Origin of the sequence: Mycobacterium dioxanotrophicus (assembly GCF_002157835.1) — a bacterium.
GTDB classification, from domain to species: Bacteria; Actinomycetota; Actinomycetes; order Mycobacteriales; family Mycobacteriaceae; genus Mycobacterium; species Mycobacterium dioxanotrophicus.
Genome location: NZ_CP020809.1, coordinates 2,936,760 through 2,956,318, shown reverse-complemented (window position 1 = coordinate 2,956,318; position 19,559 = coordinate 2,936,760). Strand labels below are relative to the sequence as shown.

Annotated in this window: 18 protein-coding genes and 1 pseudogene; 6 read left to right on the top strand and 13 right to left on the bottom strand. The window is 70.0% G+C overall.

The window, feature by feature from the left end; translation table 11 throughout:
• The 9 genes and pseudogenes from BTO20_RS14290 to BTO20_RS14245 all read right to left on the bottom strand — a co-directional run bounded on the left by BTO20_RS14290 (position 1) and on the right by BTO20_RS14245 (position 9,126).
• A complete protein-coding gene (locus tag BTO20_RS14290; RefSeq protein ID WP_087076845.1) occupies positions 1-495 on the bottom strand; it encodes an FxsA family protein in 495 nt (164 codons plus the stop codon).
• A 92-nt stretch (positions 496-587) separates the two neighbouring features.
• Positions 588-701 (bottom strand): annotated as a pseudogene (locus BTO20_RS14285) (PPOX class F420-dependent oxidoreductase); the annotation flags it as partial.
• Entirely contained in the window at positions 685-1,080 is a 396-nt protein-coding gene (locus BTO20_RS14280; protein ID WP_087076843.1) for a PPOX class F420-dependent oxidoreductase, read from the bottom strand. The gene BTO20_RS14280 and the pseudogene BTO20_RS14285, both read right to left, overlap by 17 nt.
• A 20-nt stretch (positions 1,081-1,100) precedes the next feature.
• The gene (cobN, locus tag BTO20_RS14275; protein WP_087076841.1) at positions 1,101-4,739 is read right to left on the bottom strand and encodes a cobaltochelatase subunit CobN; all 3,639 of its coding nucleotides are present in this window, start codon (positions 4,737-4,739) and stop codon (positions 1,101-1,103) included.
• 273 nt (positions 4,740-5,012) lie between these two features.
• Positions 5,013-5,483, bottom strand: a complete 471-nt coding sequence (locus tag BTO20_RS14265; protein ID WP_087076837.1) for a hypothetical protein — start codon at positions 5,481-5,483, stop codon at positions 5,013-5,015.
• Between the two features lies 1 nt (position 5,484).
• Entirely contained in the window at positions 5,485-6,732 is a 1,248-nt protein-coding gene (locus tag BTO20_RS14260; RefSeq protein ID WP_087076835.1) for a DUF58 domain-containing protein, read from the bottom strand.
• 2 nt (positions 6,733-6,734) lie between these two features.
• Entirely contained in the window at positions 6,735-7,709 is a 975-nt protein-coding gene (locus BTO20_RS14255) for an AAA family ATPase (protein WP_087076832.1), read from the bottom strand.
• A complete protein-coding gene (locus BTO20_RS14250; protein ID WP_087076830.1) occupies positions 7,706-8,197 on the bottom strand; it encodes a hypothetical protein in 492 nt (163 codons plus the stop codon). Before BTO20_RS14250 ends, BTO20_RS14255 begins: the two co-directional genes overlap by 4 nt.
• Positions 8,194-9,126 carry a DUF4129 domain-containing protein gene (locus BTO20_RS14245; RefSeq protein WP_087076828.1) on the bottom strand — a complete coding sequence of 311 codons (933 nt, stop codon included), beginning with the start codon at positions 9,124-9,126 and terminating at the stop codon, positions 8,194-8,196. Before BTO20_RS14245 ends, BTO20_RS14250 begins: the two co-directional genes overlap by 4 nt.
• Before the next feature lie 63 nt (positions 9,127-9,189).
• Between BTO20_RS14245 and cobG the strand changes: the two genes are divergently transcribed.
• From cobG to BTO20_RS14215, 6 genes are all read left to right on the top strand, one after another.
• The gene (cobG, locus tag BTO20_RS14240) at positions 9,190-10,308 is read left to right on the top strand and encodes a precorrin-3B synthase (RefSeq protein ID WP_087082074.1); all 1,119 of its coding nucleotides are present in this window, start codon (positions 9,190-9,192) and stop codon (positions 10,306-10,308) included.
• A 9-nt stretch (positions 10,309-10,317) separates the two neighbouring features.
• Positions 10,318-10,944: a precorrin-8X methylmutase gene (locus tag BTO20_RS14235; RefSeq protein ID WP_087076826.1), complete on the top strand. Its 627-nt coding sequence runs from the start codon at positions 10,318-10,320 to the stop codon at positions 10,942-10,944.
• Positions 10,941-12,428 (top strand): precorrin-2 C(20)-methyltransferase, encoded by a 1,488-nt coding sequence (locus BTO20_RS14230; protein WP_087076825.1) that lies wholly within the window; start codon positions 10,941-10,943, stop codon positions 12,426-12,428. Before BTO20_RS14235 ends, BTO20_RS14230 begins: the two co-directional genes overlap by 4 nt.
• A gap of 26 nt (positions 12,429-12,454) precedes the next feature.
• Complete coding sequence (locus tag BTO20_RS14225) at positions 12,455-14,326, top strand: hypothetical protein (protein ID WP_087076823.1); 1,872 nt, start codon at positions 12,455-12,457, stop codon at positions 14,324-14,326.
• Positions 14,327-14,432: 106 nt separating this feature from the next.
• Positions 14,433-15,065 carry a TetR/AcrR family transcriptional regulator gene (locus BTO20_RS14220; RefSeq protein ID WP_087076821.1) on the top strand — a complete coding sequence of 211 codons (633 nt, stop codon included), beginning with the start codon at positions 14,433-14,435 and terminating at the stop codon, positions 15,063-15,065.
• Positions 15,062-16,129 carry a phosphotransferase family protein gene (locus BTO20_RS14215; RefSeq protein WP_087076819.1) on the top strand — a complete coding sequence of 356 codons (1,068 nt, stop codon included), beginning with the start codon at positions 15,062-15,064 and terminating at the stop codon, positions 16,127-16,129. Before BTO20_RS14220 ends, BTO20_RS14215 begins: the two co-directional genes overlap by 4 nt.
• On the opposite strand, the gene BTO20_RS14210 is transcribed toward BTO20_RS14215, so the two are convergent.
• Genes BTO20_RS14210 through BTO20_RS14195 form a run of 4 tightly spaced genes read right to left on the bottom strand, consistent with a single transcriptional unit; the run spans position 16,116 to position 19,547 of the window.
• Positions 16,116-16,850, bottom strand: coding sequence for a cobalt-precorrin-6A reductase (locus tag BTO20_RS14210; protein WP_087076817.1), 735 nt, complete (start codon positions 16,848-16,850; stop codon positions 16,116-16,118). The two genes, BTO20_RS14215 and BTO20_RS14210, sit on opposite strands and share 14 nt — an antisense overlap.
• On the bottom strand, positions 16,850-17,605 hold the full coding sequence (cobM, locus tag BTO20_RS14205) for a precorrin-4 C(11)-methyltransferase (RefSeq protein WP_087082070.1): 756 nt from the start codon (positions 17,603-17,605) through the stop codon (positions 16,850-16,852). The genes BTO20_RS14210 and cobM overlap by 1 nt, the downstream gene beginning before the upstream one ends.
• A complete protein-coding gene (gene cbiE, locus BTO20_RS14200; protein ID WP_087082072.1) occupies positions 17,602-18,783 on the bottom strand; it encodes a precorrin-6y C5,15-methyltransferase (decarboxylating) subunit CbiE in 1,182 nt (393 codons plus the stop codon). Before cbiE ends, cobM begins: the two co-directional genes overlap by 4 nt.
• The gene (locus BTO20_RS14195; RefSeq protein WP_087076815.1) at positions 18,780-19,547 is read right to left on the bottom strand and encodes an SDR family NAD(P)-dependent oxidoreductase; all 768 of its coding nucleotides are present in this window, start codon (positions 19,545-19,547) and stop codon (positions 18,780-18,782) included. The genes cbiE and BTO20_RS14195 overlap by 4 nt, the downstream gene beginning before the upstream one ends.
• Between the last annotated feature and the right edge of the window lie 12 nt (positions 19,548-19,559).

Genomic DNA, 19,559 nt, shown 5'->3' with positions numbered 1-19,559 from the left:
CTAGGCCGTGGGAGGCAGACGATGCGGTTCGTTGGCGCTGAAGTCGACGACGTCGCCGTCGATGACTTCGCCGTCAATGTAGTCGCCACGACCGCCGTAGGACGCGGCGGCACCGGTCGGCCAGGTGAAGCCCGGTGCACCGACTGTGACGATCGGCATCCGCTTGGCCGCCATCGCCGTCAGCATCGGACGTGCCGCAGCCCTGGTCGGCGGCAACAGCAACAGCGCTCCCAGCACCGAGCTCGCCAGGCCAGGGATCACCACCAGCACGGTGCCCAACGCGACCAGCAAGCTGTCGACCGGTGCGGACGCGTCGGCGAACCCGGAGCGCAGCCGGCGGAGCTGCCGGTTCAGCTGTGAACCCGCCAGCAGCAGCCCCACGACGAAGGTGGCCAGCAGCAACAGCACGGTCCAGCCGAAGCCGATGGTGGCCACGAGGGCGATGATCACCGCCATCTCGACCAGTGCGTAGATGCCGAACAGCCGCTTTGCCATGTCTGTTCAACGTTTCGCGGCGCCGACGGGTTCCGGAAACTTCAGTCGGCCGCGCACAACTCCAGCCCGACGTTGCGCTGCATCCCACCGTGCAGCTTGTCGCCGTCGGGCACACCCCATACCGGCGTCGGTTTGGGCGTGCCGTCCTTCGTGAATGTGGTCAGCAGCAGGTATTTCTCGCGGTATACGTCATCGAAGCTGGGCATCGTCGGTCTGATTCACCGCTTTCAATTCGACCGAAACGTTGTTCTTCATGCCCCCGCGCAGCTTCGAGAAAACGTTGAACGCCTTGCCGATCAACCCGTAGCGCTTCCCGGTCGCGCCGTTGTGGGCCTTGTCCAGGATCCGGGCCGTCGCCTCGACCGCCTCGCTCTTGGGGTTGCCCCGTGCGTCGCACGCCGCGAGGGTGACCCGCGGGGTGTTGCGGATGCGCTTGACCTTCCAGGACTTCTCCTGGGTGATCACCAGCAGCCGGTCCCCGGCGGGTGCGGCCCAGATGGGGGTCGGCTTGGGCCGGCCGTCCTTGGTGAACGTGGTCAGCAGGATGTACTGCGCCTTGGCAACATCGGCGAACGTCACGGACATGCGCCCAATGTAGCCGCGGGTCAGCCTTCCAGCTCGCCCTCGGTTTCGAGCAGCACCTGCCGCAGCCCGTCCAGGGTGGCCTGCTCGGGTTGTTCCCACATCCCCCGGCCGGCGGCCTCCAGCAGTCGCTCGGCGATGCCGTGCAGCGCCCAGGGGTTGGATTCGGCCATGAACTTGCGGTTCTCGTCGTCGAGCACGTACTCCGCGGAGAGCCGCTCGTACATCCAGTCGGCCATGACATGCGCGGTGGCGTCATAGCCGAACAGGTAGTCGACCGTGGCGGCCATCTCGAACGCACCCTTGTAGCCGTGCCTGCGCATAGCGGTGATCCAGCGTGGGTTGACGACGCGGGCTCGGAACACCCGGGTGGTCTCCTCGTTGAGCGTGCGGGTGCGCACGGCGTCGGGCCGGGTGTTGTCGCCGATGTAGGCGGCGGGGGCCGTGCCGGTCAGCGCGCGCACGGTGGCCACCATGCCGCCGTGGTACTGGAAGTAGTCGTCGGAATCGGCGATGTCGTGTTCGCGGGTGTCAGTGTTCTTGGCGGCCACCGCGATCCGCCGGTAGGCGCGGTTCATGTCGTCGGCGGCGGGCCGGCCGTCGAGGTCGCGGCCGTAGGCGAATCCGCCCCAGGCCGTGTACACCTCGGCAAGGTCAGCGTCGTCGCGCCAGTTTCGGCTGTCGATCAGCTGCAGCAGGCCTGCGCCGTAGGTTCCCGGCTTCGAACCGAAAATCCGTGTGGTGGCCCGCCTTTGGTCGCCGTGTTGAGCCAGGTCGGCTTGCGTGTGGGCGCGCACGTAGTTGTCCTGCGCCGGTTCGTCGAGGCCGGCGACCAGCGCGACGGCGTCGTCGAGCATGGTGACCACGTGAGGGAAGGCATCCCGGAAGAACCCGGAGATTCGGACCGTGACGTCGATGCGGGGCCTGCCCAGTTCGGCCAGCTCGATGGGCTCCAGGCTCACCACGCGGCGCGACGCGTCGTCCCACACCGGCCGAACACCCAGCAGCGCAAGCACTTCGGCGATGTCGTCGCCTGCGGTGCGCATGGCCGAGGTGCCCCACACCGACAAACCCACCGAGGCCGGCCAGCGGCCGTGGTCCTCGTGGTAGCGGGCCAGCAGCGAATCCGCCATCGCCACACCGGTTTCCCAGGCCAACCGGGACGGCACCGCCTTGGGGTCCACCGAGTAGAAGTTGCGCCCGGTGGGCAGCACGTTGACCAGCCCACGCAGCGGCGAGCCGGACGGCCCGGATTCGATGAACCCGCCGGACAGCGCCCGCAGTACCTGGTCGACCTCACCGGCTGTGGCCGCCAGACGCGGCACCACCTCGGTGGCGGCGAACCGCAGGATGGCCGCCACCTCGGCGTTGTCGGTCAGGGCGTCGACCGCCTCGACACATATGCGGTCCACGGCTGAAGGGTCCCAGCCGCTGGCCTGCAGGGCCGCGACCAGTTCCCGCGCCTTGCCCTCCGCGGTGTCGACGGCGGCCCGCTCGTCGCTGCCGTCCTCGACCAGGCCGAGGGCCTGCCGCAGGCCCGGCACGGTCTGCTCGCCGCCGAAGAGCTGACGGGCCCGCAGGATGGCCAGCACCAGGTCGAGTTCGCCGTCACCGGTGGGCTTTTCGCCGAGGATGTGCAGGCCGTCGCGGATCTGCACATCCTTGATCTCGCACAGCCAGCCGTCGACGTGCAGCAGCATGTCATCGAAGCTGTCCTCGTCGGGGCGGTCCGCCAGGCCCAGGTCGTGGTCCATCTTGGCGGCACGCATCAGCGTCCAGATCTGCTGGCGGATGGCAGGCAGCTTGCCGGGATCGAGCGCGGAGATCGTGGCGTGCTCGTCCAGTAGCTGTTCCAGTCGCGCGATGTCGCCGTAGCTTTCGGCGCGGGCCATCGGCGGGATCAGGTGGTCGACGAGGGTGGCGTGGGCCCGGCGTTTGGCCTGGGTGCCCTCCCCCGGGTCGTTGACCAGGAACGGGTAGATCAGCGGCAGATCGCCGAGTGCGGCGTCGGTGCCGCAGGCCGCGCTCATGCCGAGGGTCTTGCCGGGCAACCATTCCAGGTTGCCGTGCTTGCCCAGGTGCACGACGACGTCGGCGCCGAACGAGCCCGGGAAGGCCGAGTCCAGCCATCGATACGCGGCCAGGTAGTGGTGACTCGGCGGCAGGTCCGGGTCGTGATAGATCGCCACCGGGTTCTCACCGAAGCCTCGCGGTGGCTGCACCATCAGCACGACGTTGCCGGATTGCATTGCCGCTACGACGATCTCGCCGTCAGGGTCACGGCTGCGGTCGACGAACAGCTCCCCCGGCGGCGGGCCCCAATGCTCGACCACCGCGTCGGCGAGTTCCGCGGGCAGGGTGGCGAACCACTCTCGATAATCCTTGGCTGGCACGCGAATCGGGTTGCCCGCCAACTGCCCGTCGGTGAGCCAGTCGGGATCCTGCCCGCCGCGTTCGATCAGAGCGTGGATCAGGGCGTCACCATCACCGGAGGCGATGCCGGGGATCCCGTCGACCTCGCCGAGGTCGTAGCCGGCGGCCCGCATGGCCTGCAGCAGCGCCACCGCGCTGGCCGGAGTGTCCAGGCCGACCGCGTTGCCGATCCGCGCATGTTTGGTCGGATAGGCCGAGAACACCAGGGCCACGCGCTTTTCCGCGACCGGGATGGCACGCAGCCGGGCGTGCCGCACGGCCAGGCCGGCGACCCGGGCGCAGCGCTCCGGGTCGGCCACATAGGAGATCAGGCCCTCGTCGTCGATCTCCTTGAACGAGAACGGCACCGTGATGATGCGACCGTCGAATTCGGGCACGGCGACCTGGCTGGCCACATCCAGCGGGGACAGCCCGTCGTCACTGGTGGCCCAGTCGGACCGCGATCCCGTCAGGCACAGCCCCTGCAGGATCGGAATGTCAAGTGCGGCAAGGTGAGCCACGTTCCAGGAGTCGTCGGCCCCGCCCGCCCCGACCGTGGCGGGCGTTGCGCCGCCTGCGGCCAGCACCGTCGTGATCAGGGCGTCGGCGGTGCCGAGCAGCTCGAGCAACCCGGGTTCGGCGGTGCGCAGTGAGGCACAGAACACCGGAAGCGGTCTGCCGCCGGCGTTTTCGATGGCCGCGCACAGCGCGTCGACGTAGCCGGTGTTGCCCGCGAGGTGTTGTGCGCGGTAGTAGAGCACCGCGATCGTCGGCCCGTCACCGGCGGCAGCCGGCCGGTCCAGCCGACCCCAGCTGGGTGTGGTGACCGGCGGGGCGAAGCCGAGCCCGGTCATCAGCAGGGTGTCGCACAGGAACGAATGCAGGTTTCCCAAGTTTTCGGTGCCGCCCTGGGCCAGGTAGACGTGGGCCTGCAGGGCGACGCCCTGCGGCACCGACGAATGCCCCATCAGTTCGGCGTCCGGGGATTGCTCGCCACTGACCACGACGGTCGGCACGCCTTTGGCCACGACCGCGTCGATCCCGTCCTCCCAGGCCCGGTAGCCGCCGAGAATACGGACGACGGCCACGTCGACCCCGGCGAGCAGCTCGTCGAGCTCGCCGGGGACCAGCCGCGACGGGTTGGCCCAGCGGTACCCCGCCCCGCTGGCACGGGCCGCGATCAGGTCTGTGTCGGACGTCGACAGCAGCAGGACGGTGGGGTTCGGGGTGAGGTCAGCGGCGGACGGCACCCGTCATTCGTACCGCACCGGGCCGCCCCGATCAGGGGCGGGTTTCGCCGAAGCGGTTGTGCCAGGACTGGGGGTAGGGGCGGCCGGCCGCGGCGACGAGCACCAGGACGAGCGCTGCGAATACGCCAAATGCAAACATGGTCGTTCCTCTCGTATAGCTGGCGGTTATCCCGATACCGGCGGTATCGGATTCTCGATCGAAGGTACGTCCGATCTTCGCGAAAATCCCCAACATGTAAGGGAGCGAACAGCATTCCCGGCCAGTGGCGCCCGTCACATCCGGCGTCCGGAACCCCACGTCGACTCACGCACGAAGGGGCGCACCACCAGCACGTACAGCACCGCGACCGCGACCGGAACCAGCAGCGGAAGCCAGCGCACGCTCAGCGGCACCATCGCCGCAGTGAGCACGACGACGCTGAATCCGACGGCGCACGCCATGCTCGGCACGGTGGTCGTCACCACTGCCGGTGTCTCCACGGCATGCCGGATCACCAGGTAGGCGGTCGCCGACAGGCCGGCCAGCGCCGCGTATGCCGGCGCCGGATCGCTCAGCGCCAGCGCGGCCGCGGCCGCCAGGACTGCGGCGCTGCTCACCGGCCTGACCATCAGCCCGGCCAGCACGCCTGTCGCGGCCAGCGCCGCGGCCACCAGGGCGGGCCCGTCGGCCGGTACCGCGACCGCCGCGGCCATCAGCAGCCCGAAGGCCGTCGAGAAGCTGCGCGGGGCCGGTTGCGCGGGCATCTCAGGACCGCCTCAGCAGCGTTCGGTGCCGGTCGGGAACCAGCCGCATGGCGTCGGCGAGCGCGCCGTCGCCCGACCAGTGCACGACGTCGATGCCGATGGTGCTCATGTCCCGGTACATCGCCGACCGCTGCAGCGCCCACATCCGTCCGGCGAGGGGATCCAGATCGTCCTCGAACGGCGCCCCGTCGAGGACGTCAACCGCGACCACGGCGTGCCCGCGTTTGCACAGTTCGATCAACGCCAGCGCGAATTCGGTGCTCAGCAGCGTGGAGAAGGCCACGACGATGGCGCCCGGCGGCACGGCGGCCCGCGGGGCCAGGGTGCCGGTGAGGGACTCGAATCCGTCGCCCGAGCCCAGCACCGTGTCGAGGACGCGGTAGAACTGCCGCCTGCCGATGTCGACGCCGAGCCAGCGTGGCCGGTAGCCGCCCAACGCCACGATGCCTGCCCGGTCACCGTTGCGCAGGGCGGTCTGCACCACCTGGGCCGCGCCGCGGGCGGTGCGCTCGGTGGCCTGGGTCGCCGGTCCGGGGGCCTGGGCGTGGTTGTCGATCAGCACGACGACGTCTGCGCCGCGGTCGGTCAGCCGTTCGGTGACGTGCAAGCGGCCCCTGCGTGCGCTCACCGGCCAGTTGACGGTCCGCAGTTGGTCTCCGGGCACGTAGGGCCGCACGTCGGCGTATTCGACCCCCGGCCCGGTATGCCGCGTCAGGTGCACACCGAGCCGGTCGGGCAACTCGGTGCGCGGCAGCGGCGTCGGCTGCGGCGCGGCGCGTGGGAAGACGTATATCTCGCAGGCGTCGACCGTGTCGACGCCGACCAGCAGGCCCCCTGGTGCGGTCGCCTCGATAGTGGCACGCACCGGATAACGGCCCCACCGCGGCGCGCTGCCGCACACCGTCCGCCGCTCGGCCGTGGTCCCTTCGACAGCAGTCAACTGCATCCCGGCGGTCGGCGTCACCGTCAACACCGCGGGCGCCCCCGTCACCGCCACCGAAACCTGCGCCTGCTCCGACTCGAAGCACCGCACCACGGCGGGCTCTCCGGACACCCGGATCCCGCCCACCGACCGTTGCCAACGCACCGAGCACAGCACCCCGATCATGGGCGCCACGAAAACCAGTAGCTGCCAACGTGATCCGATCACCGCCACGCCCAACGCGGCCGCTACCACGGTGAGCAGCGACCTGGCCAGCGGCGCGGCCCGCCACCGCAGCCGCGCCTCGACGACAGTGGTGTCGGACATGGTCAGCTCGGCTCGTGACCGGCACGGGGCACCGGCAGCCGGCGCAGCAGCTCGGTCATCACGTCCGAACCGTGGATGCTGCGCACCCACATCTCCGGGCGCAGGCTGATCCGATGCGACATGGCAGCGACCGCAAGGTTTTTGACGTCCTCGGGAATCACGTAGTCGCGGCCGAGCAACAGCGACCTGGCGCGGGCCAGCTGCACCAGGTCCAGCTCGGCGCGTGGACTGGCTCCCACCGCGACCTGCGGGTGATGCCGGGTCGCAGCGGCCAGTGCGACGACGTAGTGCAGCACGTCGTCATGCACGGTGACCTGCTCCACCGCCTCGCGCATCGCCAAAAACTGTGGCCCGTCGATGATCTGGTTCACGACGTGCTCGGCCGAGCCGCGCTCGAGGCGGCGGCGCAGCATGTGCAGCTCGTCCTGTTCGGAGAGGTAGTTCAGTTCCAGCCGCACCGCGAAGCGGTCGAGCTGCGCCTCCGGCAACGGATAGGTGCCCTCGTACTCGATCGGATTGTCGGTCGCCAGCACGATGAAGGGGGCAGGCAGCCGATGGGTGTGGCCGTCAATGCTGACCTGGCCCTCCGCCATCGCCTCCAGCAGCGCGGCCTGGGTCTTGGGTGGGGTGCGGTTGATCTCGTCGGCCAGCAGCAGATTGGTGAAGATCGGGCCCTGCCGGAATTCGAAACTGCCCGACTGCATGTCGTACACCGTCGATCCCAGCAGATCGGCGGGCAACAGATCGGGCGTGAACTGCACCCGCGTGAACTTCAAGCCGAGCGCCGCCGCGAAAGACCGGGCGATCAGGGTCTTGCCGAGCCCCGGCAGGTCTTCGATGAGGACGTGGCCGCGGGCCAGCAGCGTGGTGAGGATGAGTGTGAGCGCGGCCCGCTTGCCGACCACCACCCGCTCGATCTCGTCGAGTACCCCCTGCGCGGTGGCCGCCGCCGACGACAGCGCGGACACTCCGGTCATAACCGCTCCAATCGTCGCAGGATCTCGTCGAGCACTGCTCGCCCAGGCCCGGGTTGCTCGGCAGCCGCTCCGGTGCCGATGACGTTGTCAGGATCGACCCACTGCCACAGCTCGGGGCCGAACAGCATGCTGCCGGTGGCGCCGAACGCCGTGGGATCGGCAGCCTGCCGGTGGCCCGTGGCCGCCGCGAATTCCCTGGCCAGCCGTGGCCGCAAGTGCCGGTCCCACTGCAACCGCGTCGAGTCAGCCCGTTGGATCAGAATGTCGGTCTGAGACCTCCACTGGCCCAACAGTTCTGCGGCGTCGTCGACGGCATGATCGGACTCCTCGGGGTCTGCGTCGTCGCGCAACGACCATCGGAGGGTGACCAACAGTGCCGCCACCGCCGCACCGGCACCCCAGGCCAGCACCCGGCGGTCGGGCATCATCACCGCGACCACCTCGACCAGCACCACCACCAGCAGCCCGGCAACCACGGTTTTCTTCATGCCAGGCTCCGCAGTTCGGCCAACACGCGGCGCAGCGCCTGGATCGCCGCTTCGCGGTCAGCCTCGTTCATCACGTGCGGACTGAATCTCGCCTCGGTGAAGAGCTCGACGAGTTCGGTTGCGCTGTCGCCGGACAACGCGTGGTGCTGCACGGCTCGTGCCAGTACCTCCGACGGCGTATCGGAGGCCAGCGGCACCGCGCCGGGGGCATGCGCGAGTGCGCGCTCCATCGCGACGTAACAGGCGATGATCGCCGCGCGCGGGTCACGGCTCACATCGCCGATCTCTTCCAGACCGAGTTCGGCTGCGCGGGCGAGCCTTTCGGGCCCACGCGGCACGTGCCGTGGCACCGCGCGGATGCCATCCTGCGGAACCAGCGGCGGCTGACCGGCGCGCCGGGCCTGCCTGGCGATGCCGAATCCCACGATGACCAGCAGCGCGACCGTCGTCGCCGCCAGATAACCGAAGGCGCTCGGCCCCGACCCGGTGGGATCCGGTCGCCGGTTGGGAACCGAGCTGGGCGGCGCCGGAGTCTGCGTGGCCGGCCCGGGCGCCGGAAGCACCGGCGTCGCGGTCAGCCGCGTGATCAGGATGAGGACGAGCAACCATGCCAGGACCACGGCGATCGCCAGCAACACCCAGCGCCAGCGCAGCCGGACCCGCAGGCCGCGCAGTTCCAACCGGCGGATGCCGTCACCCGGACCCGGGTCGGCGGGCTTGCGCGGCGCAGTGAAGATCGCGAAGGCGAATCCGGCGAGTGCCACCGCGAGCAGGGCGACCAGAGCGATGAGACTGGCCGGCGAATCCGACGATGGCGGCGCCTGGGCACGCGTCCCACCGGGCAGGTGACCCCGCACGGCCACGGCGGCAACCACCAGGAGCACGAGCACTGTGGCCGTGCGTCCCGTCGTCCTGTCGATATCCGGCATCGCCTGCACAATCGTCGCACGAATTCAGGGCGCGGCCAGGGAGTTCCTAGAATGGAGCCGGACATGACCCGAACCCGCGACGACGATGCCTGCCCCGGCGCACTCACAGTGCACCGGGCCGCCGACGGCGCGCTGGCCCGGATTCGCTTGGCCGGCGGCATGATCTCCGCCGCGCAGCTCGCCACCCTGGCCGAGATGGCCGAGCAGTTCGCCTCCCCCGCAATGGAACTCACGTCGCGCGGCAATGTTCAACTGCGCGCCATCACCGATACCGATGCGGTGGCCGCAGCGCTGACCGACGCCGGTCTGCTGCCCTCGCCGTCGCATGAGCGCGTCCGCAACATCGTCGCGTCCCCCCTTTCGGGGCGCTGCGGCGGACTGGCCGACGTGCGCGGCCTGGTCGGCGACCTGGACCGGGCCATCCAAGCGCATCCGGTACTGGCCGAGCTGCCCGGCCGGTTCTGGTTCAGCCTCGACGACGGCCGTGGCGACGTGTCCGGGCTGGCCGCCGACGTCGGCGCCCACATGCTCGGCGCCGACACCGCGGCCCTGCTGCTGGCCGGCACCGACACCGGGGTGCGAATGACGGTCGCCGACGTGGTGCCGACCCTCGTCGAGACTGCGACGCGATTCGCCGCGATCCGCGGAAATTCTTGGCGCATAACCGAACTCGACGATACCTCGGCACTGCTGGCCGGACGCGAGGTCAGCGCAGCCACAGGGACCCAGTGGCCGCCGACGATACGGCCCCCGGTCGGTTGGATCGAGCAGCGTGACGGCCGGATCAGCCTCGGCGCGGGTGTGCCGCTCGGGGTTCTGCAGGCCCGCACGGCCCAGTTCCTCGCCGCGATCGAGGCCCCGCTGGTGATCACGCCGTGGCGGTCGGTGCTGGTGTGTGATCTCGATGAGGGTGTGGCGGACGTGTCGCTGCGGGTGCTGGCGCCGATGGGGTTGATCTTCGACGAGAATTCCCCGTGGCTGGACATCAGTTCGTGCACCGGCAGCCCGGGCTGCGCCAAATCGCTGGCCGATGTGCGGGCCGACGCCGCCGAAGCGGTGAACAGCCCCGCGAGCACCCACCGACATTTCGTCGGCTGCGACCGAGCCTGCGGCAGCCCGCCTGTCGGCGAGGTGCTGGTGGCGGGTGAGGACGGATACCACCTGCGATTCCCACCCCCGTAAGGTGTTCGAGTGCTCGACTACATCCGCGACGCTGCGGAGATCTACCGGCAGTCGTTCGCGACGATCCGCGACGAAGCCGATCTGGAGCGTTTCCCCGCCGACGTCTCGCGTGTGGTGGTCCGGCTGATCCACACCTGCGGCCAGGTCGACGTCGCCGAACACGTCGCGTTCAGCGCCGACGTCGTCACCAGGGCACATGCCGCACTGACCGCGGGCGCGCCGGTGCTGTGCGATTCGTCCATGGTGGCGGCGGGCATCACCCGCTCACGGCTCCCCGCCGACAACGAGGTGGTATCGCTGGTCGCCGATCCACGCGCCCCCGAACTGGCCACCCGGTTGGGCAGCACGCGGTCCGCGGCCGCCGTCGACCTGTGGGCGGACCGCCTCGGCGGCTCGGTGCTGGCGATCGGCAATGCGCCGACGGCCCTGTTCCGGCTGCTCGAACTGCTCGACGAGGGCGCCCCGGCGCCCGCCGCGGTGCTCGGTGGTCCGGTCGGCTTCGTCGGATCCGCCCAGTCCAAGCAGGAACTGATCGAGCGCCCGCGCGGAATGTCCTATCTGGTGGTAACCGGCCGTCGCGGCGGCAGCGCGATGGCCGCCGCCGCCGTCAATGCGATTGCGAGCGAACGCGAATGACAACAACGGGAACCCTCTACGGCGTCGGGTTGGGGCCGGGTGATCCGGAGTTGGTGACGGTCAAGGCCGCCCGGCTGATCGGCGAGGCCGACGTCGTCGCCTACCACAGCGCGCGGCACGGTCACAGCATCGCCAGGGGCATCGCCGAACGGTATCTGCGTCCCGGCCAGGTCGAGGAACACTTGGTGTACCCGGTGACCACCGAGACCACCGACCATCCCGGCGGCTACACGGGCGCGATGGAGGATTTCTACGCCGAATCCGCCGAGCGCATCGCGGCGCACCTGGAGGCCGGCCGCAACGTCGCTCTGCTGGCCGAGGGCGATCCGCTGTTCTACAGCTCCTACATGCACATGCATACCCGGCTCACCGAGCGGTTCGACGCCGTCATCGTGCCCGGGGTGACCTCGGTGAGCGCGGCGTCGGCCGCCACCGGAACGCCGCTGGTGCAGGGCGACGAGGTGCTCACCATCCTGCCTGGAACACTGCCCGCCGAGGAGCTCAAGCGCCGGCTCTCCGACACCGACGCCGCCGTGGTCCTCAAACTCGGCCGGTCGTATACCGCTGTGCGCGAAGCCCTTTCATCAACGAGCCGGCTCGACGAGGCGTACTACGTGGAGCGGGCCAGCACCGATCGCCAGCGGGTGGCACCTGCCGGCGACATCGACCCCGGCAAGGTGCCGTACTTCTCGCTGGCCATGATCCCCGGCGGCGGCCGCGTCGCGGCCCCGGCGACGGGCAGTGTCGTGGTGATCGGGCTCGGGCCCGGCGACTCCGACTGGATGACGCCGCAGAGCCGGCGCGAGCTGGCCGCGGCGACCGACCTCATCGGGTACTTCCCTTACCTGGAACGGGCCGGACTGCGGGCCGGGCAGCGCCACCACCCGAGCGACAACACCGACGAGCCCGCCCGCGCCGAGCTGGCGTGCAACCTGGCTCAGCAGGGCCGCACCGTGGCGGTGGTCTCCTCCGGGGATCCCGGTGTGTTCGCGATGGCCACCGCGGTGCTCGAAGAGGCCAAGCAGTGGCCGGGTGTCGAGGTCCGCGTCATCCCCGCGATGACGGCCGCCCAGGCCGTCGCCAGCCGGGCCGGCGCGCCGCTCGGCCATGACTACGCGGTGATATCGCTGTCCGACCGGCTCAAGCCCTGGGACGTGATCGCTTCTCGGCTGACCGCCGCGGCCAAGGCCGACCTGGTGCTGGCCATCTACAACCCGGCGTCCAAGACGCGAACCTGGCAGGTCGGTGCGATGCGCGATCTGCTGTTGGAGCACCGCGACCCGAGCACGCCGGTGATCATCGGCCGGTCGGTGTCCGGCGCGCAACCCGACAGCGGTGAGAGTGTCCGGGTGGTGCGGCTGGCCGACCTCGACCCGGGTGAGGTCGACATGCGCTGCCTGTTGATCATCGGCTCGTCACAGACGCAGTGGTACACCGATCAGGACCGGGACCGGGTCTTCACCCCGCGGCGCTACCCGAGCTGATCCGCGGGCGCCGCTAGGGTCGCCCTATGAGCACACGCCCCGCGGTGGACCGCCTCGTCATGTACAAGCACGGCGTGGCGTACGTCAGCCGCAGCGGGCCCGTCGACGGTGATCTCGAACTGACGTTCCGCCGCGACGACATGAAGGACGTGTTGAAGTCCCTGACGGTGGACATCACCGGCGGACAGGCATCGGTGGGCACCATCGCGTTCGACACGCCGTCGGACCCGCGCACCGAACTCGCCGGCCGCAACCTGCTGTTGGAGCCCGGTGGCGCACTTCTCGGACTCATCGAGGCGTTGCGCGGCCGGGTGGTCGAGGTGCGCTGCGGCGATCGACGCCACCGCGGCGAGGTCGTCGGCGTCGACGAGTCCGGCGAGAATCGGCGACTGCTCGTGTTGCGCACCGAGGCCGGCGCGGTGAGCCTGGTCGACCTCGCCGAGACCGACCGGGTCGACCTGGTCGAGGATCCGTCCCGCGCGGACCTGGCGTACCTGATCGACCGGTCCCGTGCCGCGACCGCGGGCCAGGATTGCCAAGTGGCCGTGCAGATCCGGGGCAGCGCACAGCAGGCGCGGGTGTCCTACATCGTCCCGGCGCCGATGTGGCGGGTGTCGTACCGGTTGGTCCGCGACGGTGACGGGCTGGTGTTGGCGGCCATGGGCATCGTGCACAATCCGGTCGACGAGGATCTCACCGACATCTCCCTGACATTGACCACCGGACAACCGATTTCGTTCGACATCGACCTGTACCACGGCAGGAAGGTGCGGCGGGCGGTGGTCGAGGAGCCCGAACGTGTCGCCGTGCCAAAGGCCACCCGCGCCGGAGGCGCAATGCCCGCCCCTGCGCTCGCCGGGATGCCGATGGCCGCGGGCTCTTTCGACGCGTACGCCGAGGCCGCAGCCGACGTCGAAACCTCGGACAGCGGTGAGCATTTCGAATACCGACTGACAAGCCCGGTATCGCTCAAGCGCGGCGGCGCGGCCATGGTTCCGCTCGCGGTGACGCCCGTCGACGGCGTCCGCCGTGAACTGGTGTGGCGGGAGGGCGCGCCACCTGCGCCCGATGTCATGTTGGCCTTCACCAACAGCACCGGGGTGGTGCTCGAAGAGGGGCCCGCGGTGATCTACGAGCAGGACAGCTACGCCGGAGAGGCAATGGTGCCGTTCACCGCGCGAGATGCCAAGGTGCGGTTGGCGTTTGCCAAGGATCTGGCAGTGCGTTGCCGCAGCAAGAGCACCGCCGACAGGGTGACCGCACGGGTCCGTCTGGGTACCGATGCCGTGGTCGAGGAACAGCGCTTCGAGAAGCGCTACATACTGCGCGCCGAGAACGATCACGACGAGGCCGTCGACGTCATCGTCGAGCTGCTCCGCGTTCGCGAGCACACAGTCACCCCGCTGGACGGTGTCGTCGACATCGACACCGACGGACGCTGGCACCGGGTCCGGGTGTCGGTGCCCGGGCATCACACCGTGGACGCCACGGTCCTGGAAACCTGGCCGGTCTACACCGAGATCGACTACCGGCAGCTATCACCGCGCCAGTTGGAACAATGGCTGGCGGGGCGGTCGCTCGACGCTGCGACCATCGACGAGCTCTCAGGTGTGCTGCAGCGTTGGGAGCACGCCGACCGCCTCGACGCCGAACGGGAGCGCCTCGAAGCCGGCCGCACCGACGACTACGCCGCGCAGAGCCGCATCGCCGAACAACTCAAGGTGCTGGGCTCCGACGGGCCCGAGGGTGAACTGCGGCGGCGGCAGGTCGAGCAGCTCGAGCAACTGCAGAACCGGGTCAATGCGCTCGACACTCAGATCCGCTCGCTTCGTCAGGACGCCGATGCCGCCCGGATGGCCGCGTCGGATGAGTTGCGTCGGTTGATCGGAGCGGGTTGAGCCCTGACTTCTGACTTCCGTCGACAGCGATTGACGACTGTCAGAATCGGCGTTAGTGTCCGGCGTCACACCCGTTCAGCGTGACACCCGTTCGGTAGGGAGGCCAGTGGCACAACACGGCGCACAGGTGCGGTCCCGGATCGACCGCCGCCAGCCGCAACGCAGCGATCAGCGCCGCGCAGCCATCTTGGAAGCGCTCAACCAGCACTTGATGGAGACCGGGTTCGATTCGCTGGACATCGCCAAGGTCGCCCGGCAGGCCGGCGTGGGGCGGTCGGCGTTCTACTTCTACTTCGAGAACAAGGGCGCCGCGGTCGCCGCCCTGCTCGAGCCCATGCATGATGCGCTGCTGGCTGCCAACAACATCCTGGCCAACACCGACAAGCCGCCCCGCACCCGCATCCGCGACACCATCGACGCCGTACTGCGCACTGCCGAGAACCATCGGTACCTGTTCCACGCCATGTTGGAAGCTCGTGGGACCAGTGGCGCCGTGCGCGATCTGTGGGATGCGGCCAGGGAATCGTTCGTCCCGACCGTGTCGGCGGTGATCGCGGCCGAGCGCGCGAGCGGCCGGGCACCCGACGGTGCCGATCCGGTGGTGCTCGCCGGGCTCCTGCTGGAATTCAACGACCGGTTGATCGAGCGCTGCATCATCGGTGGACCGTTGACGCGCCTGCAGTTGCTCGACGGCGCGGAGGCGATCTGGATGGGCACCATCTACGGGGCGACGCGGTGACCGCTGCGGTGTCCATCCCGGGCAAGCCGACCGACGTCACGCCCGGATGGCTCTCGGCGGTGCTCGGCACCGACGTCCGCACAGCCGAGACGGTACCGATCGGCACGGGCCAGACCGGCGCCACCTACCGGGTGTCGGTGACCTACGCCGACGAAAACCCCGGTCTTCCAGACACTTTTGCCGTCAAGCTGCCCTCACAAGACGACACCGTGCGCGACCGCGTCGCCATCGGCTACCGCTCCGAGCACGCGTTCTACACCAATGTCGCCGGCCACGTGCAGATCCCGGTACCGCACTGTCACCACTGCGCAATCGCCGGCGACGGCGCCGATTTCGTGCTACTGCTGGCCGATATGGCTCCCGCGGTGCAGGGTGACCAGATCGCGGGATGTACACCGGCCGAGGCCACGCTGGCGGTCCGCGCCCTGGCCGCCTTGCACGGTCCGACCTGGTGTGACCCGCAGTGGGCCAACTTCCCCGGCATCGCGATGCCCAAGCCGGAACCCGACTCGGCGAAAGGTTTCGGTGACGTCGCCACGATGGCCGCCGACATCACGCTCGAACGCCTCGGCGAGCGGATGAGCGTCGAGAATCGCGACACCATGCGGGCCGCGATGGCGGTGGTGACGCCGTGGTTGCTGGCCGAGCCGGACCGGTTCGCGGTGCTGCACGGCGACTATCGGTTGGACAACATGCTGTTCGACCCGGACCGGACCCGCATCACCGTGGTGGACTGGCAGACTCTGGGTTCGGGCCTGCCCACGCGGGATCTGTCGTACTTCACCGCCACGAGCCTGCGCCCGGATGTCCGGGCCGCGGTGGAAACCGAACTCGTCGAGGTGTACCACCAGACCTTGCAGGCCCACGGCGTCGTCGGATACGACCGCGAAAGTTGTTGGTACGACTATCGGTTGGGCATGTTGCAGGCGCCGTTGATCACCGTGCTTGGCTGCGCGTTCGCCACCTCCACCGAACGCGGTGACGACATGATGGTGGCGATGGCCGAACGCGGCTGCCAGGCCATCCGCGAGCTCGGCACGCTGGAGCTGATCAGCGCACTCTGACGCGTGCCCTGACCCAGTCCGAGGCCTCGTCGACGGTGGCCACGGCGTGCACCCCGGCCGGCAGGGGCGGTCGGTCGACCATGATCACCGCCACCCCCGCGTCCGCCGCGGCCCGCAGCTTCGGTTCGGTCATCGCGCCGCCGCTGTTCTTGGTGACCAGCGCGTCGATGCGGTGCTCGGTGAGCAGGGCCCGTTCCCCTTCGTAGTGATACGGGCCGCGCGACAACAACACTCGATGATGCCGCGGCAGGGTCGCGGGTTCGGGTTCGGTGACGGCCCGGATCAGGAACCAGGCGTCCACGCCGCGGAAGGCTGCGGTTCCCGATCGGCCGGTGGTGAGGAAGACGCGTGCATAACCGTTGTCCGCCACGGTTTGCGCGGCCTCGATGTCCGAAGCCACCACGGTCGCGTCGCCGGGCTGCCAGGCCGGGCGAGCCAGCACCAGGTGCGGCACACCGAGCTCGGCGCACGCCTGCGCGGCGTGCGCGGTGATGGTCGCCGCGAACGGATGGGTCGCGTCGACCACGGCGTCGATCCGCTCGTCGCGCAACCAGTTCCGCATGCCGTCGATGCCGCCGAAGCCCCCGATGCGGACCGGGCCGACCGGAAGCGCAGGCTCGGGCACCCGTCCGGCCAGTGAGCTGATGAGCTCGACCTCGGGGTGCAGCGCCGCGGCCAGCGCCCGGGCCTCGCCGGTACCGCCGAGCAGCAGAAGCCTCACTAGTGCCTGCTCCCCCTGCGGCGGTCCGACGAGTAGAGGTAGCTGTCGGAGAAGCCTTCGGCGGCAAGCACATCGCCGACCACGATCACCGCGGTGCGGGTGACCTCGGCGGCGTGCATCTTCTCCGCGATGTCGGCCAGCGTGCCGCGCAGCACGGTCTGCTGCGGCCAGCTCGCGAATGCCACGACCGCACACGGCGTTTCCGGTCGGTACCCGCCATCGATGAGCTGCGGCACGATGTGGTCGATCTGCGCTGCGGCCAGGTGCAACACGAGCGTCGCCCCCGGCGCGGCGAGCGTGCGCAGATCCTCGCCGTCGGGCATCGCCGTCGACAGCGTCGCGACGCGGCTCAGCGTGACCGTCTGCGCCACCCCCGGAACCGTGAGTTCCCGGCCCAGCACAGCGGCGACGGCCGCGAACGCCGGTACGCCCGGCACGATTTCGTAGCGGACGCCGAGCGCGTCGAGCCTGCGGCACTGCTCGGCCAGCGCGCTGTAGATCGACGGGTCGCCGGAGTGCAGCCGGGCCACGTCGTGACCGGCGCGGTCGGCGGCCACCAGCTCATCGATGATCTGGTCGAGATTCAGCGGCCCGGTGTCGACGATGCGGGCGTCCGGCGGGCACAGGGCCAGCAGATCGTCGGGCATGATCGACCCGGCATAGAGGCACACCGGGCAGCTGCTCAACAGCCGCTGCCCGCGCACGGTGATCAGATCTGCCGCGCCGGGACCGGCCCCGATGAAATAGACCGTCACGGCTTGACCACCGACCATTGGGTGACCGGCAGCGCCGGGCGCCACCCGGTGAACCCGCCGATGGCGCCGCCCCGGTAATGCTGATAGCGCCGCAACTCGCCGCCTTCCCTCGAATACCACTGCGCCACAACAGCTTCTGACTCCACTGTGACAGCATTGACCACCAGCCGCCCGCCGGCGGGCAATCGGTCGAAGCAAGCCTGCACCAGGCCCGGCTGGGTGACGCCGCCGCCCACGAACACCGCCGACGGCTCCGATCCGTCGAACGCCTCCGGTGCCGCCCCGCGTACCTGCACGCGCGCCCCGAACGCCACGACGTTGGCACCGATGCGGTTGCGGCGCTGCGGATCACGCTCGTATGCCGTCGCCCGGCAGCCGGGCGCGCTGCGGCACCACTCGATGGCGATGCTGCCCGATCCGGAGCCGACATCCCACAGCAGCTCCCCCGGCCGGGGCCCGAGCGCCGCCAGGGTGACGGCCCTGATCGATTGCTTGGTCAGTTGCCCGTCGTGGTCGAAATCGTCATCAGGCAAGGCGTGCGCGCGACGCTCGTCGGGCAGGTACCGCACGGCCATGACGTTGAGCGCATCGACATCGGCGGGCGGCCGCGACGCCCACTCTCGCGCCGTCGCCGCGCGGCGCAGTTCCCGCGGCCCGCCGAGCTGCTCCAGCACCGTCAGCTCCGAGTCACCCCGCCCGGTGTCGGTCAGCAGCTTGGCCAGGGCGGCCGGGCTGGTGCTGTCCCGGGACAGCACCACGGCCTGGCCACCACGGCGCACCGCAGTGTGCGGTTCGGCGGTCACCAGGCTGATGATCTCGGTGTCCTGCACCGCCCAACCGACCCGCGAACACGCCAGCGTCACCGACGACACGTGCGGCAGCACGGTGACCGCGTCGGCGCCGTACATCCGGATGAGCACGCTGCCGACTCCGTGCAACAGCGGATCGCCGCTGGCGACCACGTGCACGTCACCGTCGGCTCCGTCGAGCAGGGTGCGCAGCGCGGGTGTCATCGGCGACGGCCACGCCCGCCGGACCGCCGAAACGGTGCCGTCGAGCAGGTCGAGTTGCCGCTTGGACCCGTGCACCACTGTGGCCCTTGCCAATTCGGCACGTACCGACGGCGCCAGGCCGGCCATGCCGTCGGCCCCGATGCCGACCACGATGATCCGGCTCACCTCGGCATCCTGCGCCAGATCGAGGCCGGTACGAACCGCGTCACGAAGATCATCGGCCGGATCACCCACGGCACCCACACCGCCCGCTTGCCTGCGGCCAGCGCTGCCGCGGCCGCCTCGGCCACCTGGGCCGGGGTGCTGGAGAACGGCGCCGGGTCCATGCCCTCGGTCATCCGGCCGATCACAAAGCCCGGCCGCACGATCAGCAGTTGCACGCCGGTGCCGTGCAGGGCGTCGCCCAACCCGCAGGCGAACCCGTCCAGACCGGCCTTGGCCGACCCGTAGACGTAGTTGGCGCGGCGGACCCTGGCCCCGGCGATCGAGGAGAACACCACCAGGCGGCCCCGGCCCGCGGCCCGCATGCGCTGTGCGAGCTCGGTGAGCAGGCTCACCTGCGCGACGTAGTCGGTGTGCACCACGGCGACCGCGTGCGCGGTATCGGTCTCGGCGCGGGCCTGGTCACCGAGCACGCCGAAGGCCAGGACCGCGGTGTCGATCGGCCCGTGCGCCGTTTCGATCGTGTCGATCACGCGCGCATGCCCGGCGAGGTCGTCGGCGTCGAACTCGCAGGTGTGCACGGCCGCGGCACCGGCGGCCCGCACCGCCGCAACCTCGTCGGCGAGCCGGTCGGCTCCGCGGGCCGCGAGCACCACGGTCGCGCCCGCAGCCAACCGGGTGGCCAGCTCGACCCCGATCTCGCTACGACCCCCAAAGACCACCACCACCGCAGCGACGGGATCTGCCGTGTCTGTCGTGTCGTTCACGGCAGCGATTAT

Bases quoted from the DNA above. Each gene is read 5' to 3' on its own strand.
- BTO20_RS14250 (WP_087076830.1), bottom strand. From the start codon at position 8,197: ATGAAGAAAACCGTGGTTGCCGGGCTGCTGGTGGTGGTGCTGGTCGAG.
- BTO20_RS14255 (WP_087076832.1), bottom strand. From the start codon at position 7,709: ATGACCGGAGTGTCCGCGCTGTCGTCGGCGGCGGCCACCGCGCAGGGG.
- BTO20_RS14245 (WP_087076828.1), bottom strand. From the start codon at position 9,126: ATGCCGGATATCGACAGGACGACGGGACGCACGGCCACAGTGCTCGTG.
- BTO20_RS14265 (WP_087076837.1), bottom strand. From the start codon at position 5,483: ATGCCCGCGCAACCGGCCCCGCGCAGCTTCTCGACGGCCTTCGGGCTG.
- BTO20_RS14225 (WP_087076823.1), top strand. From the start codon at position 12,455: ATGAGCACACGCCCCGCGGTGGACCGCCTCGTCATGTACAAGCACGGC.
- BTO20_RS14260 (WP_087076835.1), bottom strand. From the start codon at position 6,732: ATGTCCGACACCACTGTCGTCGAGGCGCGGCTGCGGTGGCGGGCCGCG.
- BTO20_RS14290 (WP_087076845.1), bottom strand. From the start codon at position 495: ATGGCAAAGCGGCTGTTCGGCATCTACGCACTGGTCGAGATGGCGGTG.
- BTO20_RS14230 (WP_087076825.1), top strand. From the start codon at position 10,941: ATGACAACAACGGGAACCCTCTACGGCGTCGGGTTGGGGCCGGGTGAT.
- BTO20_RS14280 (WP_087076843.1), bottom strand. From the start codon at position 1,080: ATGTCCGTGACGTTCGCCGATGTTGCCAAGGCGCAGTACATCCTGCTG.
- cobG (WP_087082074.1), top strand. From the start codon at position 9,190: ATGACCCGAACCCGCGACGACGATGCCTGCCCCGGCGCACTCACAGTG.